At 70.9% G+C, this 17,395-nt stretch carries 17 protein-coding genes; 10 read left to right on the plus strand and 7 right to left on the minus strand.

Translation table 11 applies throughout. From position 1 onward, the window contains the following. The first annotated feature begins 92 nt into the window (after positions 1 to 92). From secD to EIZ44_RS00090, 4 genes are all read left to right on the plus strand, one after another. Positions 93 to 1,814 (plus strand): protein translocase subunit SecD, encoded by a 1,722-nt coding sequence (gene secD, locus EIZ44_RS00075; RefSeq protein ID WP_037811294.1) that lies wholly within the window; start codon positions 93 to 95, stop codon positions 1,812 to 1,814. A gap of 1 nt (position 1,815) precedes the next feature. After that, the gene (secF, locus tag EIZ44_RS00080) at positions 1,816 to 3,051 is read left to right on the plus strand and encodes a protein translocase subunit SecF (protein ID WP_037811296.1); all 1,236 of its coding nucleotides are present in this window, start codon (positions 1,816 to 1,818) and stop codon (positions 3,049 to 3,051) included. A gap of 5 nt (positions 3,052 to 3,056) precedes the next feature. After that, positions 3,057 to 3,575, plus strand: coding sequence for an adenine phosphoribosyltransferase (locus EIZ44_RS00085; protein WP_037811298.1), 519 nt, complete (start codon positions 3,057 to 3,059; stop codon positions 3,573 to 3,575). Between the two features lie 586 nt (positions 3,576 to 4,161). Further along, positions 4,162 to 6,519: a RelA/SpoT family protein gene (locus EIZ44_RS00090; protein WP_134661805.1), complete on the plus strand. Its 2,358-nt coding sequence runs from the start codon at positions 4,162 to 4,164 to the stop codon at positions 6,517 to 6,519. Position 6,520: 1 nt separating this feature from the next. On the opposite strand, the gene EIZ44_RS00095 is transcribed toward EIZ44_RS00090, so the two are convergent. Both EIZ44_RS00095 and EIZ44_RS00100 read right to left on the minus strand, forming a co-directional pair. Further along, a complete protein-coding gene (locus EIZ44_RS00095) occupies positions 6,521 to 6,922 on the minus strand; it encodes a DUF1304 domain-containing protein (RefSeq protein ID WP_134727316.1) in 402 nt (133 codons plus the stop codon). Beyond that, positions 6,919 to 7,362: a cupin domain-containing protein gene (locus EIZ44_RS00100; protein WP_134727317.1), complete on the minus strand. Its 444-nt coding sequence runs from the start codon at positions 7,360 to 7,362 to the stop codon at positions 6,919 to 6,921. The genes EIZ44_RS00095 and EIZ44_RS00100 overlap by 4 nt, the downstream gene beginning before the upstream one ends. 88 nt (positions 7,363 to 7,450) lie before the next feature. On the opposite strand from EIZ44_RS00100, the gene EIZ44_RS00105 reads away from it, so the two are divergent. From EIZ44_RS00105 to EIZ44_RS00115, 3 genes are read left to right on the plus strand one after another with little or no spacing between them, the layout of a single operon-like run. Then, on the plus strand, positions 7,451 to 8,473 hold the full coding sequence (locus tag EIZ44_RS00105) for a helix-turn-helix transcriptional regulator (RefSeq protein WP_134727318.1): 1,023 nt from the start codon (positions 7,451 to 7,453) through the stop codon (positions 8,471 to 8,473). 57 nt (positions 8,474 to 8,530) lie between these two features. Then, complete coding sequence (locus tag EIZ44_RS00110) at positions 8,531 to 9,310, plus strand: enoyl-CoA hydratase/isomerase family protein (RefSeq protein ID WP_167753920.1); 780 nt, start codon at positions 8,531 to 8,533, stop codon at positions 9,308 to 9,310. A 43-nt stretch (positions 9,311 to 9,353) separates the two neighbouring features. Beyond that, on the plus strand, positions 9,354 to 10,100 hold the full coding sequence (locus tag EIZ44_RS00115; RefSeq protein WP_205672999.1) for an N-acetyltransferase: 747 nt from the start codon (positions 9,354 to 9,356) through the stop codon (positions 10,098 to 10,100). A 7-nt stretch (positions 10,101 to 10,107) separates the two neighbouring features. On the opposite strand, the gene EIZ44_RS00120 is transcribed toward EIZ44_RS00115, so the two are convergent. Then, positions 10,108 to 10,893, minus strand: coding sequence for an aminotransferase class IV (locus EIZ44_RS00120; RefSeq protein WP_134727320.1), 786 nt, complete (start codon positions 10,891 to 10,893; stop codon positions 10,108 to 10,110). A 1-nt stretch (position 10,894) separates the two neighbouring features. Next, positions 10,895 to 11,776 carry a peptidylprolyl isomerase gene (locus EIZ44_RS00125; protein ID WP_037811311.1) on the minus strand — a complete coding sequence of 294 codons (882 nt, stop codon included), beginning with the start codon at positions 11,774 to 11,776 and terminating at the stop codon, positions 10,895 to 10,897. A 136-nt stretch (positions 11,777 to 11,912) separates the two neighbouring features. On the opposite strand from EIZ44_RS00125, the gene EIZ44_RS00130 reads away from it, so the two are divergent. Continuing rightward, complete coding sequence (locus EIZ44_RS00130) at positions 11,913 to 12,497, plus strand: MBL fold metallo-hydrolase (protein WP_167753943.1); 585 nt, start codon at positions 11,913 to 11,915, stop codon at positions 12,495 to 12,497. Continuing rightward, positions 12,494 to 13,135 (plus strand): hypothetical protein, encoded by a 642-nt coding sequence (locus tag EIZ44_RS00135; RefSeq protein WP_037811313.1) that lies wholly within the window; start codon positions 12,494 to 12,496, stop codon positions 13,133 to 13,135. The genes EIZ44_RS00130 and EIZ44_RS00135 overlap by 4 nt, the downstream gene beginning before the upstream one ends. A 44-nt stretch (positions 13,136 to 13,179) precedes the next feature. Here EIZ44_RS00135 and EIZ44_RS00140 read toward each other — a convergent pair whose 3' ends face one another. The 3 genes from EIZ44_RS00140 to EIZ44_RS00150 form a co-directional block, all read right to left on the minus strand. Continuing rightward, positions 13,180 to 13,470 carry a hypothetical protein gene (locus EIZ44_RS00140; protein ID WP_240691184.1) on the minus strand — a complete coding sequence of 97 codons (291 nt, stop codon included), beginning with the start codon at positions 13,468 to 13,470 and terminating at the stop codon, positions 13,180 to 13,182. Positions 13,471 to 13,550: 80 nt separating this feature from the next. Next, on the minus strand, positions 13,551 to 15,524 hold the full coding sequence (locus tag EIZ44_RS00145) for a YibE/F family protein (RefSeq protein WP_439098574.1): 1,974 nt from the start codon (positions 15,522 to 15,524) through the stop codon (positions 13,551 to 13,553). Between the two features lie 59 nt (positions 15,525 to 15,583). Then, positions 15,584 to 16,561, minus strand: a complete 978-nt coding sequence (locus tag EIZ44_RS00150; protein ID WP_134727322.1) for a GlxA family transcriptional regulator — start codon at positions 16,559 to 16,561, stop codon at positions 15,584 to 15,586. A gap of 98 nt (positions 16,562 to 16,659) precedes the next feature. Between EIZ44_RS00150 and EIZ44_RS00155 the strand changes: the two genes are divergently transcribed. Beyond that, on the plus strand, positions 16,660 to 17,358 hold the full coding sequence (locus EIZ44_RS00155; RefSeq protein WP_037811317.1) for a DJ-1/PfpI family protein: 699 nt from the start codon (positions 16,660 to 16,662) through the stop codon (positions 17,356 to 17,358). Positions 17,359 to 17,395: the final 37 nt, after the last annotated feature.

The raw sequence follows: 17,395 nt of genomic DNA on the forward strand, positions 1-17,395 counted from the left end.
CCAGCCGCGTCCGGGGGACCCCCTTCCGGCTCGCGCACCCGAACCACTTGGGGTCCATCCAGTCCGTGCCAGTTCGAGGAGACCGAAGCACAGTGGCACCATCGGCCGGGCATCTCCGCCCGGGACGCTATCTCGCCTTCTTCGCCCTGATCGTGGTCGTGCTGTACGCCTTGGTGTTCTTCACCGGCAGCGGCAAAGCGACGCCGAAACTCGGCATCGACCTGCAGGGCGGCACCCGGGTCACGCTCACCGCGCGCACGCCCGACGGCGGCCAGCCCACCCGCGACTCGCTGAACCAGGCGCGCCAGATCATCGAGACCCGCGTCAACGGGATCGGCGTCGGCGGCACCGAGGTGGTGCTCGACGGCAACAACATCGTGATCACCGTGCCGGGCGAGCAGGGCGACGAGGCGAAGAACCTGGGCCGGACCGCCAAGCTCGGGATCCGCGAGGTGATCACCTCGGTCCCGAACACCCCGGCCGCGCCGCCCTCGGCTCCCGCCTCCGGCGCCCCGAGTGCCCCGGCGACCGCGCCGAGCAAGCCCGCCGGCGGCGGGGGAGCGGAAGGCGCCCCGGCGCAGCAGCCGCCGAGCACGACGCCGTCGGCCCCGGCCTCGGGAGCAGGCGGCCAGGACGCGGGCAAGAACCCGATCGAGCAGGCCCGCGCCGTGCGCCAGGCTCCCGCGCTGATGCCGAAGGACCCGAAGAACCAGCAGGAGGCCGCCGCCGCGCAGGCCGCGCAGCAGAAGGCGCTCGCCGCGCTCACCTGCGCGCCGAACGCCGCGGACCCGCTGGAGGGCAACGACCTGCCGAACCAGCCGCTGGTCACCTGCGGCGACAAGGACGCCACCAAGTACGTGCTCGGCCCGGAGATCATCCCCGGCACCGAGATCGCCAACGCCAACTCCGGCTACGACCAGCAGCGCGGCCAGTGGATCGTCGACCTGAGCTTCAAGAGCGCGGGCGGCAAGACCTGGGGCGACTTCACGTCGGCCAACATCGGCAAGCAGGCGGCGTTCGTGCTCGACACGGACGTGGTGTCCGCGCCGACCGTGCAGAACGCCATCCTCGGCGGCAACACGCAGATCACCGGCAAGTTCACCCAGACCGACGCGAAGAACCTGGCGGACATCCTCAAGTACGGTTCGCTGCCGCTGTCGTTCGACTCGTCCGACGCCACCACGGTGTCCGCGACGCTGGGCTACGCCTCGCTGCAGGCGGGCCTGATCGCCGGCGCGATCGGCCTCGCGGTCGTGTTCGTCTACTGCCTGTTCTACTACCGGCTGCTCGGCATCCTCACGATCTGGTCGCTGGTGCTGTCCGGCCTGCTCGTCTACGCGGTGCTGGTGCTGCTCGGGAGGTGGATCGGGTACACGCTCGACCTCGCGGGCGTCGCCGGCCTGATCATCGCGATCGGCATCACCGCGGACTCGTTCGTCATCTACTTCGAACGCCTGAAAGACGAGATCCGGGAGGGCCGGACGTTCCGGTCCGCGGTGCCGCGCGGCTGGGCGAGGGCGCGGCGCACGATCCTGGCCTCGGACGCGGTCAGCTTCCTCGCCGCCGCGATCCTGTACATCATCGCGGTCGGCGACGTGCAGGGCTTCGCGTTCACCCTCGGCATGTCGACGGTGCTCGACCTGGTGGTCGTCTACCTGGTCACGCATCCGCTCGTGGCGATGGTGTCGACCTCGAAGTCGAAGTTCCTGTCCAACCCCCGGAATCTCGGCCTCGGCGCCGTCCAGAAGCTCGGCGCGCAGCGCAAGTCCACGCGCCCCGCTCCCGGCCGCCGCGCGAACGTGAAGGAGGCCTGACGTGAGCGACGAAACCGCGGGCGTCACCTCGGACAGCCCCGACGGCCCGACCGGCCAGGGCAGCACGGCGGCCAAGCCCGCCAAGAAGGAAAGCTTCTTCCACCGGCTCTATGTCGGCACCGGCGCGGTCGACATCGTCGGCTCGCGCAAGCGCTGGTACATGTTTTTCGCGCTGCTGCTCCTGGTGTGCATCGGCTCGATGATCTTCCGCGGCTTCAACGTCGGCATCGAGTTCGAGGGCGGCACGCAGATCCAGCTGCCCGCGCACGGTTCGCACGGCCAGATCACCCAGGACCAGGTGATCAAGTCGTTCAACACCGCGCTGGGCGAGGCGCCGGCGGAGACCCAGACGGTCGGCACCGGCAACGCGTCGACCATCCAGACCCGCTCCGAGACGCTGACCGCGGACCAGGTCGCGAAGGTCAAGAAGCAGATCTTCGAGGACCTCGGCCCGATCGGCAGCAACGGCAAGTCGAGCGAGCAGGCGATCAGCGACAGCGCGGTGAGCGCGTCGTGGGGCGACGAGATCTCGCGCCAGGCCCTGATCGCGCTCGCCGTGTTCCTGGTCGCCGTCGTGATCTTCCTGGCGATCTACTTCGACACCAGGATGGCGTTCGCGGCGCTCATCTCGCTGCTGCACGACATCGTGGTCACCGCGGGCGTGTACTCGCTGGTGGGCTTCGAGGTCACGCCCGCGACGGTGATCGGCCTGCTGACGATCCTCGGGTTCTCGCTGTACGACACCGTGGTGGTGTTCGACAAGGTCCGGGAGAACACCCGCGGCCTGCTCGGCCTGTCGCGGCGCACGTACGCGGAGGCGGCGAACCTGGCGCTGAACCAGACCCTGATGCGGTCGTTCAACACCGCGTTCATCGCCCTGCTGCCGATCCTGGGCCTGCTGATCGTCGGCTACATCCTGCTCGGCTCGGGCACGCTGCAGGACCTGGCGCTGGTGCAGCTCACCGGTACCTTGGTGGGCGTCCTGTCGTCGGTCGCGCTGGCGACGCCGCTGCTGGTCGACTTCAAGATGCGCGACCCGCAGTACCGCCAGCAGGCCGAGCGCGTCGCCGCCCGCCGGGCGAAGGCAGCCAAGCGCGAAGCCGCCGACGACGACTTCGACTCGGCCGACGAGGACCAGCTGGCCGCCGAACTCCGCAAGGAGAAGGCCATGGCCGCCGCGGCCGGCGTCCCGGCGCGGCACCCGAAGCAGCGTCCGTCGGGGAAGAAGAAGCGCTGACCCCGATGAAGCTCGACGAGGCACTGGACCTGATCGCCGAAGTCCCGGACTTCCCGGAACCAGGCGTCCTGTTCCGCGATCTCAGCCCGCTGTTCGCCGACGGCCCCGGCTTCGCCGCCGTCGCCGACGCACTGGCGAACACCCTCGACCCGGCCACCGACCTGGTGGCCGGAGTCGAGGCCCGCGGCTTTCTCTTGGCCGCGGCAGTCGGCTACTCGCGCGGCATGGGCGTGGTGCTGGTAAGGAAACCAGGCAAACTCCCGTCGGTAGCAGGCCGAGTGGACTACTCCTTGGAGTACGGCACCGCCAGCGTCGAACTCCCCGCCAACGTCGTGAAACCAGGCCAACGCATCGCAGTCATGGACGACGTCCTGGCCACCGGCGGCACGGTGGCAGCAACGGCGAAACTCCTGGAAGACGCAGGCGCAACGCTCACCGGCGTTTCAGTAGTACTGGAACTGGCAGCACTCAACGGCCGCGCCGCCCTGGACGGCCGCACAGTGCACACCCTCCGCACCGTCTAGCCCCCCGCAGACTTGTCCGTGAGGGCCACCCTCATTGACTCTGATTCCCTGAGGGTTCCCCTCACGCCCATCCACCCGGCCGTGAGGGACCCCTTCACGGACTTAGGTTCCCTCAAGGAGCCCTTCACGGCCCGCTCGCCCGGCCCGCAGCCGCCGGGATGCCGCCCCAATGTGGCATTGGGTGCATCTGACGCACCGAACGCCACATTGGGTGCATCTGACGCACCCAATGCCACATTGGGGCGCTAACCGCACACCGCGAAGCCCACCGCCACTATCCCCAAACCGCGGACCAGCCGCACCGGTGCACCCAACGAGCGAGGCACCCAGCCCCTCCCGCGCACCCCGATACGAAGCCTCCCTGCGGTTCGGGGGTGCTTGTCAAGGCATCTTTCCCGCCTTGACAAGCACCCCCGAACCGTCAGCACAATCAAGCTTCGGGGTGCCCCACGCAACCAAGAGCCGATGTCGCCGCCAGGCGACGAGAAGCCAGCCAACCCACCCCAACACCACGTCACCACCCCGACCAAAAGACCAACCGGTTACCCTGAAGGTTCGAGGCCGCACGAAGCAGCTGGAGGTGCGGGTGAGCCAAGAGCTCGACGCCAACGTCCCCGCCAAAGGCGGTGCGACTCCCGCCAGGAACGGCGCCACCGCCGCGGACACCGGGCGGCCCAACGGAGCGGCGCCCAACCCCTCCGCGACTCGCCGCGTCCGCGCCCGCCTGGCCAGGCGAATCACCGCCCAACGAGCCGCCCCGGTCAAACAGGTCCTCGAACCCCTCGCGGTCATCCACCGCGAACTCCACCCGAACTCCGACCTGGGCCAGCTCCAGCGCGCCTACGACGTAGCCGAAGAACTCCACCGCGAACAACGCCGCAAGTCCGGCGACCCGTACATCACTCACCCCCTCGCGGTAGCCACCATCCTCGCCGAACTGGGCATGGACACCACCACGCTCGTCGCAGCTCTTCTGCACGACACCGTGGAAGACACCGGCTACTCCCTGGAACAGCTCAAGGCCGACTTCGGCGACAAGGTCGGCGAGCTGGTCGACGGCGTCACCAAACTCGACAAGGTCAAACTCGGCACCTCGGCCGAAGCGGAGACGATCCGCAAAATGGTGATCGCGATGGCGAAGGACCCGCGCGTCCTGGTCATCAAGCTCGCCGACCGGCTGCACAACATGCGCACGATGCGCTTCCTGCCGCCGGAGAAGCAGGCCCGCAAGGCGCGCGAAACGCTCGAAGTGCTCGCCCCGCTGGCGCACCGGCTCGGCATGGCCACGGTGAAGTGGGAGCTGGAAGACCTCGCGTTCGCGATCCTGCAGCCGAAGAAGTACGACGAGATCGTGCGGCTGGTCGCCGACCGCGCACCCTCGCGCGACACCTATCTGCGCAAGGTGATCGCGGACCTCACGAACAACCTGGTGTCGTCGCGGATCACCGCGAAGGTCGAGGGGCGGCCGAAGCACTACTACTCGATCCACCAGAAGATGATCGTCCGCGGCCGCGACCTCGACGACATCCACGACCTGGTCGGCGTGCGGATCCTGGTCGAGGACGTGCGCGACTGCTACGCCGCGATGGGCGTGGTGCACGCGCTGTGGCAGCCGGTCCCCGGACGGTTCAAGGACTACATCGCGCAGCCGCGGTTCGGCGTCTACCAGTCGCTGCACACGACGGTGATCGGCCCGGACGGCAAACCGCTCGAGGTGCAGATCCGCACCTACGACATGCACCGCACCGCCGAGTACGGCATCGCCGCGCACTGGCGGTACAAGGAAACCAAGGGCACGCACGCCAGCAACAACGCGATGGAGCTGGACGAGATCGCGTGGATGCGGCAGCTGCTCGACTGGCAGCGCGAGGCCGCGGACCCGGGCGACTTCCTCGAATCGCTGCGCTATGAACTGGCCGCGCGCGAGATCTTCGTGTTCACGCCGAAGGGCGACGTCATCACGCTGCCGGCGGATTCGACGCCGGTGGACTTCGCGTACGCGGTGCACACCGAGGTCGGCCACCGCTGCATCGGCGCGCGCGTGAACGGCAGGCTGGTCGCGCTCGAGCGGAAGCTCGAGAACGGCGAGGTCGTCGAGATCTTCACGTCCAAGGCGGAGAGCGCCGGGCCGAGCCGCGACTGGCTGCAGTTCGCCGGTTCGCCGAAGGCGCGCGCGAAGATCCGGCAATGGTTCGCGAAGGAGCGCCGCGACGAGGCGATCGACGCGGGCAAGGAAGCGATCACCAAGGAGATCCGCAAGGTCGGGCTGCCGATCCAGCGGCTCGTGTCGGCGGAGTCGATGGGCTCGGTCGCCACCGAGCTGCGGCACGGCGACATTTCGTCGCTGTACGCGGCCGTCGGCGAGGGCCACACGAGCGCGAAGCACGTGGTGCAGCGGCTGGTCGCGCTGATCGGCGGGGTCGAGGAGGCCGAGGAGGAGCTGGCCGAACGGGCCACGCCGTCCACGGTCACGCGCCGCCGCGGTTCGAACGACGTCGGCGTCATCGTGAAGGGCGCGAGCGACGTCTGGGCGAAGCTGGCGCGTTGCTGCACGCCGGTGCCGGGCGACGAGATCCTCGGCTTCGTGACGCGCGGCGGCGGCGTGAGCGTGCACCGGACCGACTGCACGAACGCCGACGACCTGCGGACCCAGCCCGAGCGCTTGGTCGAGGTGGAGTGGGCGCCGTCGTCGTCCTCGGTGTTCCTGGTGGCGATCCAGGTCGAGGCCCTCGACCGGCACCGGCTGCTGTCGGACGTCACGAAGGTGCTGGCGGACGAGAAGGTGAACATCCTGTCGGCGTCGGTGACGACCTCGCGGGACCGGGTGGCGGTGAGCCGGTTCTCGTTCGAGATGGGCGATCCGAAGCACCTCGGACACGTGCTGAAGGTCGTGCGCGGGGTCGAGGGTGTGTACGACGTGTACCGGGTGACCTCGGCTTCGTAGGTCAGAACGCCGTGGCGACGAGCGCGGCCAGCGGTGGGAGTGCCTGGGCGAGCGCCCCGGCGCGTCCCGCACCGCGTGGGCGGCTCAGTGCGAGCAGGTCGGACACGCCCAGTGCGATGCCGGCGAGCGTCATGAAGGCGCAGCTGTAGAGCAGGAGCACGCGTCCGCCCGCGGTGTCGCCGGTGTGCAGCAGCACCAGTCCGGTGGCCGGTCCGGCGGCGAGGAACAGGTTGTACCAGCCGACGTTGAACGACCAGAGCCGCGTGGCGGGCAGGTTTTCCGCAGGGATCCGGAAAATGCCCGCGTGCACGCCCGGGCGTTCGAACAGCAGGACTTCCCACGCGAAGGCCAGCAGGTGCACCAGAACGGCGATCCCGGCGAACACCTGCACCGCGGCGTTCACGGTGCCTGCTCCGTGAAGGCGACCCCGTGCCGGGCGGCGATGGCGCCGAGCAGCGGCACCGCGTCGGGCCACGGGGCGCCGGACGGGACGGTGGCGTCGATTTCGCGGAAGAACCGGCCCATCGCGTCGTCCGGGGTGAGCACGAGGAACTTCGCGTGCGGCGTGTGCACCGTGAAGGTGTTCGGGGTGTCTGCCGGGATGTGCACGAACGAACCCGGACCCAGGTCGTGGAGTTCGCCGTCGAGGCAGACGGTGATCCGGCCGGACAGGACGTAGAAGCCCTTCGTCCACGGGTCGGCGTGCGGCGGGACGGCGGGGCCGCGCGGGGCGTCGATCTCGAACAGTTCGTAGCCGCCGGTGTCCGCGGCGGACGCTTTCACCGTCGCGGTCGAGTCTTGTGTGTCCAGTTCCGGGCCTTCGCCCGCTGCGCTGAGAGTCATGCCGCCGAAGGTAGAAACGCCGGGGGAGCGGGACCATCCCGGAATTCAGGGATACCCGCGCGGGAGGAGCGCGCGCATACTTCGTCGGGTGTGGGAAGGCCGGGCGCGGAGCGTGCGGCGGGAGCTGGCGGCTCTCGCCGCGGCCGGTCGCGGGGTCGCCGAGCTGCACAGCGCGGCCATCGAACTGGTCGAGCGGATCGTGCCCGCCGAACTGACCTGCTGGGCGTCCCTGGACCCGGACACCGCCGTGATCAGCTCGATGACCAGCGGCCGGGCGCGGATCCCGGGGCAGTACGAACCGCTGCTGGCGACGTACGAGTACGACGGCGCGGAACCGCACGCCTTCGCGCAGCTCGCCCGCCGTTCCGTGCCGGTGGCGCGGCTGTCCGACCTGCCGCGCCGCGAACGCGAGCGCAGCGGCCGGTGGACGCAGGTGTGGCGGCCGCTCGGGCTGGAGAGCGAACTGCGCGTAGGGTTTCGCGCGGACGGCGTCTGCTGGGCCGCGGCGGGTCTGGTGCGCCGCGGCGAGTTCAGCGACCGCGAGGTGGAATTCCTGCTGTCGATCGGGCCGACGCTGGCCGCGGCCACCCGGGTGGCCGCGCTGGCGCGAGGGGCGGCTCCGGCGGCGGAACCGGCGATCGTCGTCGTCGGTCCGGACGGTCGCCGTCGCGGCGCGACCGAGGGCGTCGGCGCGTGGGAGTCCGAATTGGACTCGATCGCCGACGGCCGGTTCGCGGTGCTGCTGCGCGCGGTCGCGACCGGGGCGCAGGCGGCGGCGAGCGGGACGTTCCGGGCCCGGGTCCGCGATGCGCACGGCGGTTGGATTGTGTTGCAGGCCAGCAGGTTGGTCGCCGACGACGACGCGCGCGACCTCGTCGTGACGATCCGCCGCGCTTCCGGCGGGGAGCTGCTGGACGTGCTGCTCGCGGCGTACCGGCTGACCGCGCGGGAACGCGACGTGTGCCGGGAAGTCCTGTCCGGACTGTCCACTTCGGACATCGCAGCGCGGCTGGGGATCTCGGCGAACACCGTGCAGGACCACCTGAAGTCGGTGTTCGGCAAGGTCGGCGTGCGCAGCCGCGGCGAGCTGACGGCGCGGCTGTCCGGTTAGGACCCGGTGACCTGTCCCACAGTGGGACGGCGGTGCGGGCGCATTAGGGTGCTGGACATGACGGACGGACTCGAGTTCACCCGCGACGGCGCCGTGGCCCGGCTGACGTTCTCCCGCCCGGAGAAGATGAACGCGATCACTCGCGGCATGTGGGCGGCGATCCCGGGCGTGGCGGCCGAGGTCGAGGCCGATCCCGAGCTGAAGGTGCTCGTGCTGACCGGGGCTGGACGGCATTTCTCCGCCGGTGCGGACATCGGCGAGTTCCGCGAGCTGCGCTCGACGGCCGAGGCCGCCGCGAAGTACGACGAGGCGGTGGACAGCGCGGTGGCAGCACTGACCGCGATGCGCAAGCCGACCGTCGCGATGGTCCAGGGCAACTGCATCGGCGGCGGCTGCCAGATCTCGGTCGCCTGCGATTTCCGGTTCGCCGCGGACGACGCGCGCTTCGGCATCACCCCGGCCAAACTCGGCATCGTCTACCACTTCGCCTCGACGCGGCAGCTGGTGTCGCTGGTCGGACCGGCGAACGCCAAGTACTTCCTGCTGTCCGGCGAACTGGTCGACGCGCCCCGGGCGCGCGAGATCGGGCTGGTCAACGACGTTTTCCCGGCCGCGGACCTGGACTCCGCGACGGCCCGGTTCACCGAGACCCTGTGCGGGCGGTCGCAGGCCTCGGTCCGCGGGATGAACCGGATCATCGAGAAGATCGTCGCGGGGCAGGAGAAGACCGACGACGAGGTCGAGGAGATCCGGCTCGCCGCGCTGCACGGGGAGGACTACGCGGAGGGTGTGGACGCGTTCCTGAACCGGCGCGCGCCGAAGTTCACTTACCGCTGACCGGCACGAATAACCCGTTGACGGCTCAGCGAGACTGAAGCTTGTGGCGCTGACCATCCATCACCGCAGTCAGAACCCGGAAATCTTCCGGGCGACCGACCACGCCGACTTCGACCGGTCGTGGCCGGTGTTCATGCAGCACAACCCGACCGGGCACCTGTATTACGGCGAACTCGACCCGGTCGCCGACTACGTGCTGCTCGCGACCGACGGCGACGAACCGGTCGCCAAGGCCTACTCGACACCGTTCGCGTTCGGCGGCCCCGGCCGCGCGACGCTGCCCGACGGCGGGTGGGACGAGGTGATCCGCTGGCAGCACGCCGACCGGCTCGCCGGCCGCGAACGCACCGCGGCGACCGCGCTGGAGATCGTCGTCCGCAAGGAACGGCAGGGTACCGGGCTCGCCTCGGTGATGGTGAACGCGTTGCGGGACAACGCTTTCCGTCTCGGGCACGACGTGCTCTACGCCCCGGTGCGGCCGTCGCAGAAGGCGGACGAACCCGAGACTCCGATGAGCGAGTACGCGTACCGGGTGCGCGACGACGGCCTGCCCTACGACGCGTGGCTGCGGGTGCACGTGCGCGCGGGCGGGCGGATCGTGAAGGTCTGCCCGGTGTCGATGACCATTCCCGGCACGCTCGCGCAGTGGCGGGAGTGGACCGGGCTGCCGTTGGACACGGATGGTCCGGTGGTCGTGGAAGGTGCGTTGAGTCCGGTGCTGGTGTCGGTGGCGCAGGACTCGGCGGTGTATGTCGAGCCGAATGTCTGGGTGGAGCACCGGAGGCCGTGAGGCCGGGCTAGATTTCGTCCCAGGGGGCGGCTTCGTAAGCCGTGGTGAGGAGTTCGGTGGCGGTGGCCGAGGTGCGCAGCGGCACGTCGTCGACCGAGGCGACCGGGCGGCCGATCGTGGCGGAATTGGTCAGGAACATCGCGTCGAACTCCGGGAGTTCCGCCGGGTAGACCGGCCGCGTCTCCTGCGGTACCCCGGCCGCGCGCAGCCGGTCCTCCAGCACCAGGTACGTGATTCCCGGCAGCACCTGGGCTTCCGGCCACACGATCGTCCCGTCGCGCAGGAAGCCGACGTTCCAGATCGTCGCCTCGCTGATCCGGCCGTCGTCGGCGAGGAACACCGCGTCGTCGTAACCGGCGAGGACGGCCGCGCGCGAATGGTGCGTCAGGCCGAAGCCGCCGAGATGCTTCACGTGCGGCAGATCCCGTTGGTAGGAAACGGATCGCAGCCGCATCGGCGTGGCGACGTGCGAGCGCGGCGGCGCGGTGCGCACGAGGATTTCGGGCACCATCGCTGGGTCGTGCGGAGACGAGCGCGAGAAAATGATCACCCGCACCGACAAATCGCCCTGACCGGCGACGAGCCGCCGGACGTAGCGGCGGACCAGATCGGTGTCCAGTTCGCTGCCGAACACCTCGCGGGTGTTCGCCGCGAGCCGGTCGAGGTGGAAGCGGAGGCCGCGCACGCGCCCGTCGCGGACCTGCATCGCGGTGAAATGGCCGTAGCTGGTCGCCGCGGCGGCGAGATCGGCGGCGCCAGGAGCGGCACCGCCGATCTCGACCCGGCCGGTCACGTCAGGAGACCGTGACCGCGGTGAACTTGACCTGCTGCTTGGGCTCGCCGGTCGACCCGTCCTGGCCGATCGCGCCGATGCCGTTCTTCGCGATCTTGTCGAGCACCTTCAGGCCCTCGTCGGAGATGCTGCCGAAGATCGTGTACTGCGGCTGCAGCGGCGCGTTGCCGTAGACCATGAAGAACTGGCTGCCGCCGCTGTTCGGCTGGCCGGTGTTGGCCATCGCGAGGATGCCGCGGCCGTACTTGGCGGTGTCGATGAACTCGTCCGGCACGGTGAATCCCGGGCCGCCGCGGCCGTCGGTCGTCACGTCGCCCTTCGCGTCCGGGTCGCCGCACTGCAGCATCTGCAGATCGGTGACGCCGAGCCGGTGGCAGATCGTGTCGGTGTAGAAGCCCTGCTTCGCGAGGGCCTCGAACGCCTGCACGGTGCACGGCGCGAGCGCGCGGTCGAGCGTCATCGGGATGTCGCCCTGGGTGGTCTTCATCGTGATGTTCACGGTCCCGGACGAGGACACGCTCTTGCCGTCCGGCGCGGTCGCCTTCTTGCCCGACGGAGGCTTGCCGCTCGGGTCGGCCGGGTACGAGCACGTCGTCGGGTTCGGCAGCGCCTTGGGGCGCTTGGGGAGCGCGGTGCGCTCGGTGGGGATGTTCGTGACGCTCGGGACCGGCGGCGCGGAACTCGACGGCGGCGCGGCGGCCTGCTGGTCGCCGCTGCCCCCGCTGTTCACGATCCACACCACGAGACCGGCGACGATGAGGACCACACCGCCGACCACTCCAGCGCCCACGATCTTGCGTCGCTTCGCCTGTTCCGCCCGGCGCACGAGCTGCCGCTCGAGTTTGCGCTTTGCGGCTTCTCGGCGCTGCTGGTTGGTCGCCACCCGCCCTCCAGTTTCCGCTCGAAGTCACACGTCTGAGGTAGCGGCAGTGTATGGGCACAGCCTGTTAGGACTCCGTACAGGGGCGGCTAGTCTTCACCGGGTCGTGATCAAGGCCGCTTCCGGGGAGGAGGGTTCGGTGCTCGTCGCCGGGTTCGCCGCGGGTCCGCTGCGCTCGAATTGCTATCTGCTGGCCCCCGCCGCCGGGGGCCCGTGCCTCGTCGTCGACCCGGGCGAGGGTGCCGCCGGGCCGCTGGCCGAAGCGCTGGCGGAGCACGACCTGACGCCGGTCGCGCTGCTCGCCACGCACGGCCATCCGGACCACGTCGGCGCGGCCGCCGAGCTTTCGCGCGCTTTTGCCGCACCGGTCCGGCTCCATCCGGGCGACGCCGACTGGTACGACGGGCCCTTCGAACCGCTCGCGCCGGGAGAGATCGAGGCGGCCGGGCTGACGCTCGGCGTGCTCCCGCTTCCCGGGCACACGCCGGGTTCGGTGGCGTTCACCGTCGAGACCGGCGAGGGTGGCAGGCTGGTGTTCACGGGGGACACGCTTTTCGCCGGATCGGTCGGGCGCACCGGCGGATCCGGCGCCGACCTGGAGAATTCGTTGCGCACACTGCTCACGCTCGCCGACGACACTGTCGTGCTGCCCGGCCACGGACCGGCCACGACCATCGGCCGCGAGCGCGCCGCCAACCCCTTCGTGCCGGGAGCCGCGCAGTGACCGAGAAGCCGGCGGAACGCCTGCCGCTGTTCGCCGACGAGCCGAAGCTGCGCCGCCGCCGCGCGTGGTCCGGCGTCTTCGGCGTGCTGATCCTGGCCGCGGCGTTCGGCGGGATCGCCGGGCTGATCGGCGGGCAGCTGGTAGGGCTGATCGTGGCGGCGGTCGTCGCGCTGCCGCTCATTTACGTGGTCCTCTACGCGTACCGCCGCCGGATCTGGCTGGAGGGTACGACGCTGGTGGTGCGCACGTGGGGCATCCGGCGGGTGGACCTGCTTTCCGCACCCAGGCTGGACGTGGTGATCAGCGACGTGCGCGGCACCCGGACCGTGGCGCTGCTGGTGAACGCGGGCCATCGGCGGCGCGCGGTGAAGCTCGACCTGGCGGTGTTTTCGGGAACCGGCGGACGAGAGCTGGGAGCGCTGCAGCTGCGTCGGCTGGCGGACGCGGTGCTGAACAACACCGAGGCGAACGGGCTGGTGTTTTCGGAGCTGCTGGTGGCGGAGCTGCGGGCGGAGGCTCGCGGGGACGCGGTGGCGGAACGACCGTTGTACCGGCTGGCTTCGGCGGCTCCTTCGGGGAAGTACTTGCAGCGGTTTCCCATGGAGGCGGTTAGCCGCTTTGTCGCGACGTTGGGTTGAGTTGGCTGGGGTTGAGCTGGCTGGGGTTGAGTTGGGAGTGGATCTCACCAGCTGTGTTTGATGGCGCCGGCTCCGCCGTCGCGTGCGGGATCGCTTTTATGCCGATCTTCCAGGCCGTCCACGCGGGCGCGGATGCGGTCCAACTGGTCGGTCAGCTCGGGGAGTTCTTCGGCGACGTAGGAGAGCAGCCGTTCGAGGTGGCGCAGCGTCGCGCGGACCTCGTCGAGTGCGGTGGCGATCCGCGGGACTGTTTCGGCCGCTTCCAGCACTGACGCGAACAGTCGGCGGATCAGGTGCACGGTGACTCGGGGTCCGGCCAGGACGGCTGAGAACACAGCCCCTCCTCGGGTGCGGGGTCGCGGTCTTCGTACCTCATCCGCGACGCCCGCGCCCGGCCGGGTCAGTCCCCGTGTGGCTAGTGTGATTCAGCGGGTTTGGTGGTGCTGATGAGGTGCTCCACGGGCTCGCGGGCGGCGATCAAGGCGGCCAGGACCGTCGTCACCGGCACGGCCGCGACGATGCCGACCGAACCGGCCAGCGTCCGGATGATCTCCGCGGCGATGTCCTCGCTGCCGAGCAGCGCGCCGAGGCCGACGCCGGAGATCGCGGAGTACAGCATCACCGGCAGCGCGGCCCCGGCGTAGGCCATCACCAGCGTGTTCACCGCGGAGCCGACGTGGTCGCGGCCGATCCGCAGGCCCGAGCTGTACAGCTCGCGCCAGCTGAGCGATGGGTTCGCGCGGCGCAGTTCCCAGACCGCGCTGGTCTGGGTGATCGTCACGTCGTCGAGCACGCCCAGCGCGCCGATCACGATTCCGGCCAGCAGCAGGCCCCGCGCGTCGATGCCGTGGCCGAGCGAGGCGATCAGCGTCGTGGTGCTGTCGTCGAGGCCGGTGAGCGACGCGGCGGCGGAGAAGATCGCCGACAGGATGCCGATCAGCGCGAGGCTGACCAAGGTGCCCAGCACGGCGACCGAGGTTCTCGCGGACAGGCCGTGCGTCAGGTACAGCGCGAGGAACATGATCGCGCCCGCCCCGGCGATCGCCACCACCAGCGGGTTTTCCCCGGCGAGGATCGAGGGCAGCACGAACAGCACGATCACGACGAAGCTCAGCACCAGTGCGACCAGCGCGGCCAGCCCCTGCCAGCGGCCGAGCACGAGCACGGCGACCGCGAACAGCGCGGCGAGCAGGACCAGCGGCGTGCCGCGCTGGAAATCGACGAGCGTGAACGACTGCGGATCGAGCGGATTGCCGCCGTTGTAGGCGAGCACGACCTTGTCGCCCGCGGAGAACCGCGGCGTGCTCGGCTCGATCGGGACGGTCAGCCGCACCGGTTTCCCCGCCGCCGGGCCGTCGGACATCTGCAGGTCGACGGTGAGGCACGGTTTCGTGTCCGGGTCCGGCTGCGAGCCGACCTGGACCTGGCCGGGCTGCAGGCACGGGCCGGACGTCGCGGTCGTGATCGCCGCCTGGACCGGCGTGCCTTGCGGCACCGCGCTCTTCGGCAGCGAACTGCCCCACGGGTACAGGATGATCATGCCGACGACGGTCGCCAGCGCCAGCGGGGCGAGAAGCCAGATCAGGAGTTTGCGGACCCGCTGCGACGCCGGGGCGGCCGGGCCGTGGCCGTGTCCATGACCGTGGCCGTGCCCGGCGGGCGGCGGGATTTCCTTGGCCGGAGCGGGATCGGGACTGTCCTTTTCGGACTGCGGCGGCCGGGCCGGGGGACGGCGGCGGGTGCCGGGCGGCGGGGTGTCGCCGGGGCGGCGGGGCAGGCGCAGTTCGCCGGATTGGGCGCCGCTGCGGGCATCGGCCGAGCGCGGGGAGCCTGGTTGCGCGGAGCGCGCGGCGCCGGGTTGGGCGGGTCGTGGCGCGGCGGCGCGCGGGCGGCGGGGTTCGCCGGGCCGTTCGGCTCGCCGTCCCGGTTCGCCGGTGCGCCCGGGATTGCCTGATCGCTCAACGGCTTGGCCAGACTCCGCCGATCGCGCGGGATTGCGCTCGACGGGCCGCCCAGGCTCACCCGGTCGGCCGGGTTCTGCCGATCGCTCAACGGCTCGGCCGGACTCCGCCGATCGTTCGGGATTGCGCTCGGGCCGCCCGGGTTCCGCCGATCGCTCGGGGCCGCCGGAGCGCTCCACCGGCCATCCGGGATCGCCGGTGCGGTCAGGATTCCCGGGTCGTCCGGGCTCAGCCGCTCGTCCGGGGCGCTCGGCCGGTCGCCCGGGGTCGGCTCGGCGCACCCGGCGCGGCCCCTCCGGCCGGGCGCGCGGCGGAGCGGCGGGTGGCACGGCGGAGGACGGGGACGCGGGTTCGCCCGGCACTCGCGGCAGCGGGCCGGTGTCGTCGGGGTCCTGGTCGGGGTAGTCGTGCGGTGCCACGGCGGACATCCTGCCCTCCCGGCCCGCGGTTCACCCGTACCGGGTGGGGGAGGAAGCGGGCGTTTCGTTCAGGCGTGCGCAGAACGCAGGTGCACGCGCCGGTAGGCCGAGGGCGGGGTGTCGAAGTGGTCCAGGAACGCTTGCCGGAGCGTCTCCGTGGAACCGAAACCGCAGCGTCGCGCGATCGCGGCGAGCGGGAGGTCGGTGCCGGACAGCAGGCGGGCGGCGTGTTCCGCGCGCACGGTTCGCACGTATTTCCCCGGCGTGGTGCCGAGATGGGCGTCGAACAGCCGGGTCAGCTGGCGGGTGCTGATGCCGGCCTGGTTCGCGAGCGCGTGGGTGCCGAGGTCGTCGGCGAGGTGTTCGGCGACGTACGCGGTGAGGTCGCGGACCTGCCGGTGCTCCGGCGGCGGACCGGCGAGGAACATGCTCACCTGCGCCTGGTTTCCGGGCCGCTGCAGGTACGTGACCAGCGATCGGGCGGTCTCGCGGGCGAGGGTCGGGCCGTGGTCCTCCTCGACGAACGCGAGGGTGAGGTCGAGCCCGCTGGTGACGCCCGCGGAGGTGTAGACGTCGCCGTGCCGCACGAAAAGCGGCACCGGGTCCACGGTCACCGACGGGTACTGCTCGGCGAGCCGCGACGCGTGCGACCAGTGCGTGGTGGCGCGCCGGCCGCTCAGCAGCCCGGCGGCGGCGAGCACGGTCGCCCCGGTGCAGACCGACGCCGTGCGCTTGCTCTGCTGCGAAAGCCGTCGCACGTGGGCGAGCAGCCGCTCGTCCTTGGCGGCGGCGAGATGGCCCAGCCCGCCCGCGACGACGAATGTGTCGAGCGGGCCGCGGACCTGGTCGATCCGGATGTGCGGGGCGAGCGTGAGCCCGGACTGGCAGGCGAAGGGGAGCCCGTCGACGGTGGCGAGCCGGACCTCGTAGGGCCGGGCCGCGCCGAGCCGGGTGGCGGCGTCGAAAACGTCGGACACGCAGGCGATGTCGAGCAGTTCGGCGTCGGGGTACCCGAGGATCACGACCTGCCGGGCGGTACTCGGCATGGCCGCACCGTAGCAGCTCGCCCGGCCGGATCAACCGGCTTCGCAGGATTCCGGACACGCGTGTCCCGCGACGCCCGCGGGCTCGGGAGGGTGGCGGCATGAGCCAGAAAACCTTCGCGTTCGTCGTCTACCCCGGCCTGACGCCGCTCGACCTGGTGGGACCGCTGCAGGTGATCGCCGGCTACGCGGCGGCCGACCCTTCGGTCCGCGTGGCGGTCGTGGGCGAAACCCTGGAACCCACCGGCACCGACACGCCGTTGCGGATCGCGCCGAGCCACACCTTCGACCAGGTTCCGGACCCGTCGTGGGTGCTGGTCCCCGGCGGCGGCGCGCCGACACTGCGCGCGCTCGGCGACGAGAAGCTCATCGGCTATCTCCGCCGCGCCGCGACCTCCGCCGAGCTGATGACCTCCGTGTGCACCGGTTCGCTGCTGCTGGGCCAAGCTGGGCTGCTCGAAGGCCGCGAGGCGACCACGCATTGGACGTTCCTGGAGACTCTGCGCGCGTTCGGCGCCACGCCGGTCCGGCAGCGCTGGGCGGACACCGGTTCGGTGATCACCGCCGCCGGCGTGTCGGCGGGCATCGACCTGGCGTTGCACCTGGTGGAGCGGATGCGCGGAGCGGACACTGCGCGGCTCGTCCAGTTCGGCATCGAATACGACCCGCAGCCGCCGCTCGGGCCGCTCGACTGGTCGCTCGCGCCGCGCGAGCAAATGCGGCCGTTCGTCGACCACTCGGTCCGGGAGGGTCTCGCCGGTCAGCCGGAGCTGCGGGACAAGCTGCTGGCGCAGCAGTGACGTTCCGGTGAATTGCCCCACCCACCTGGGGCAGCAC

Origin of the sequence: Amycolatopsis nivea, assembly GCF_004522235.1 — a bacterium.
GTDB classification, from domain to species: domain Bacteria; phylum Actinomycetota; class Actinomycetes; order Mycobacteriales; family Pseudonocardiaceae; genus Amycolatopsis; species Amycolatopsis nivea.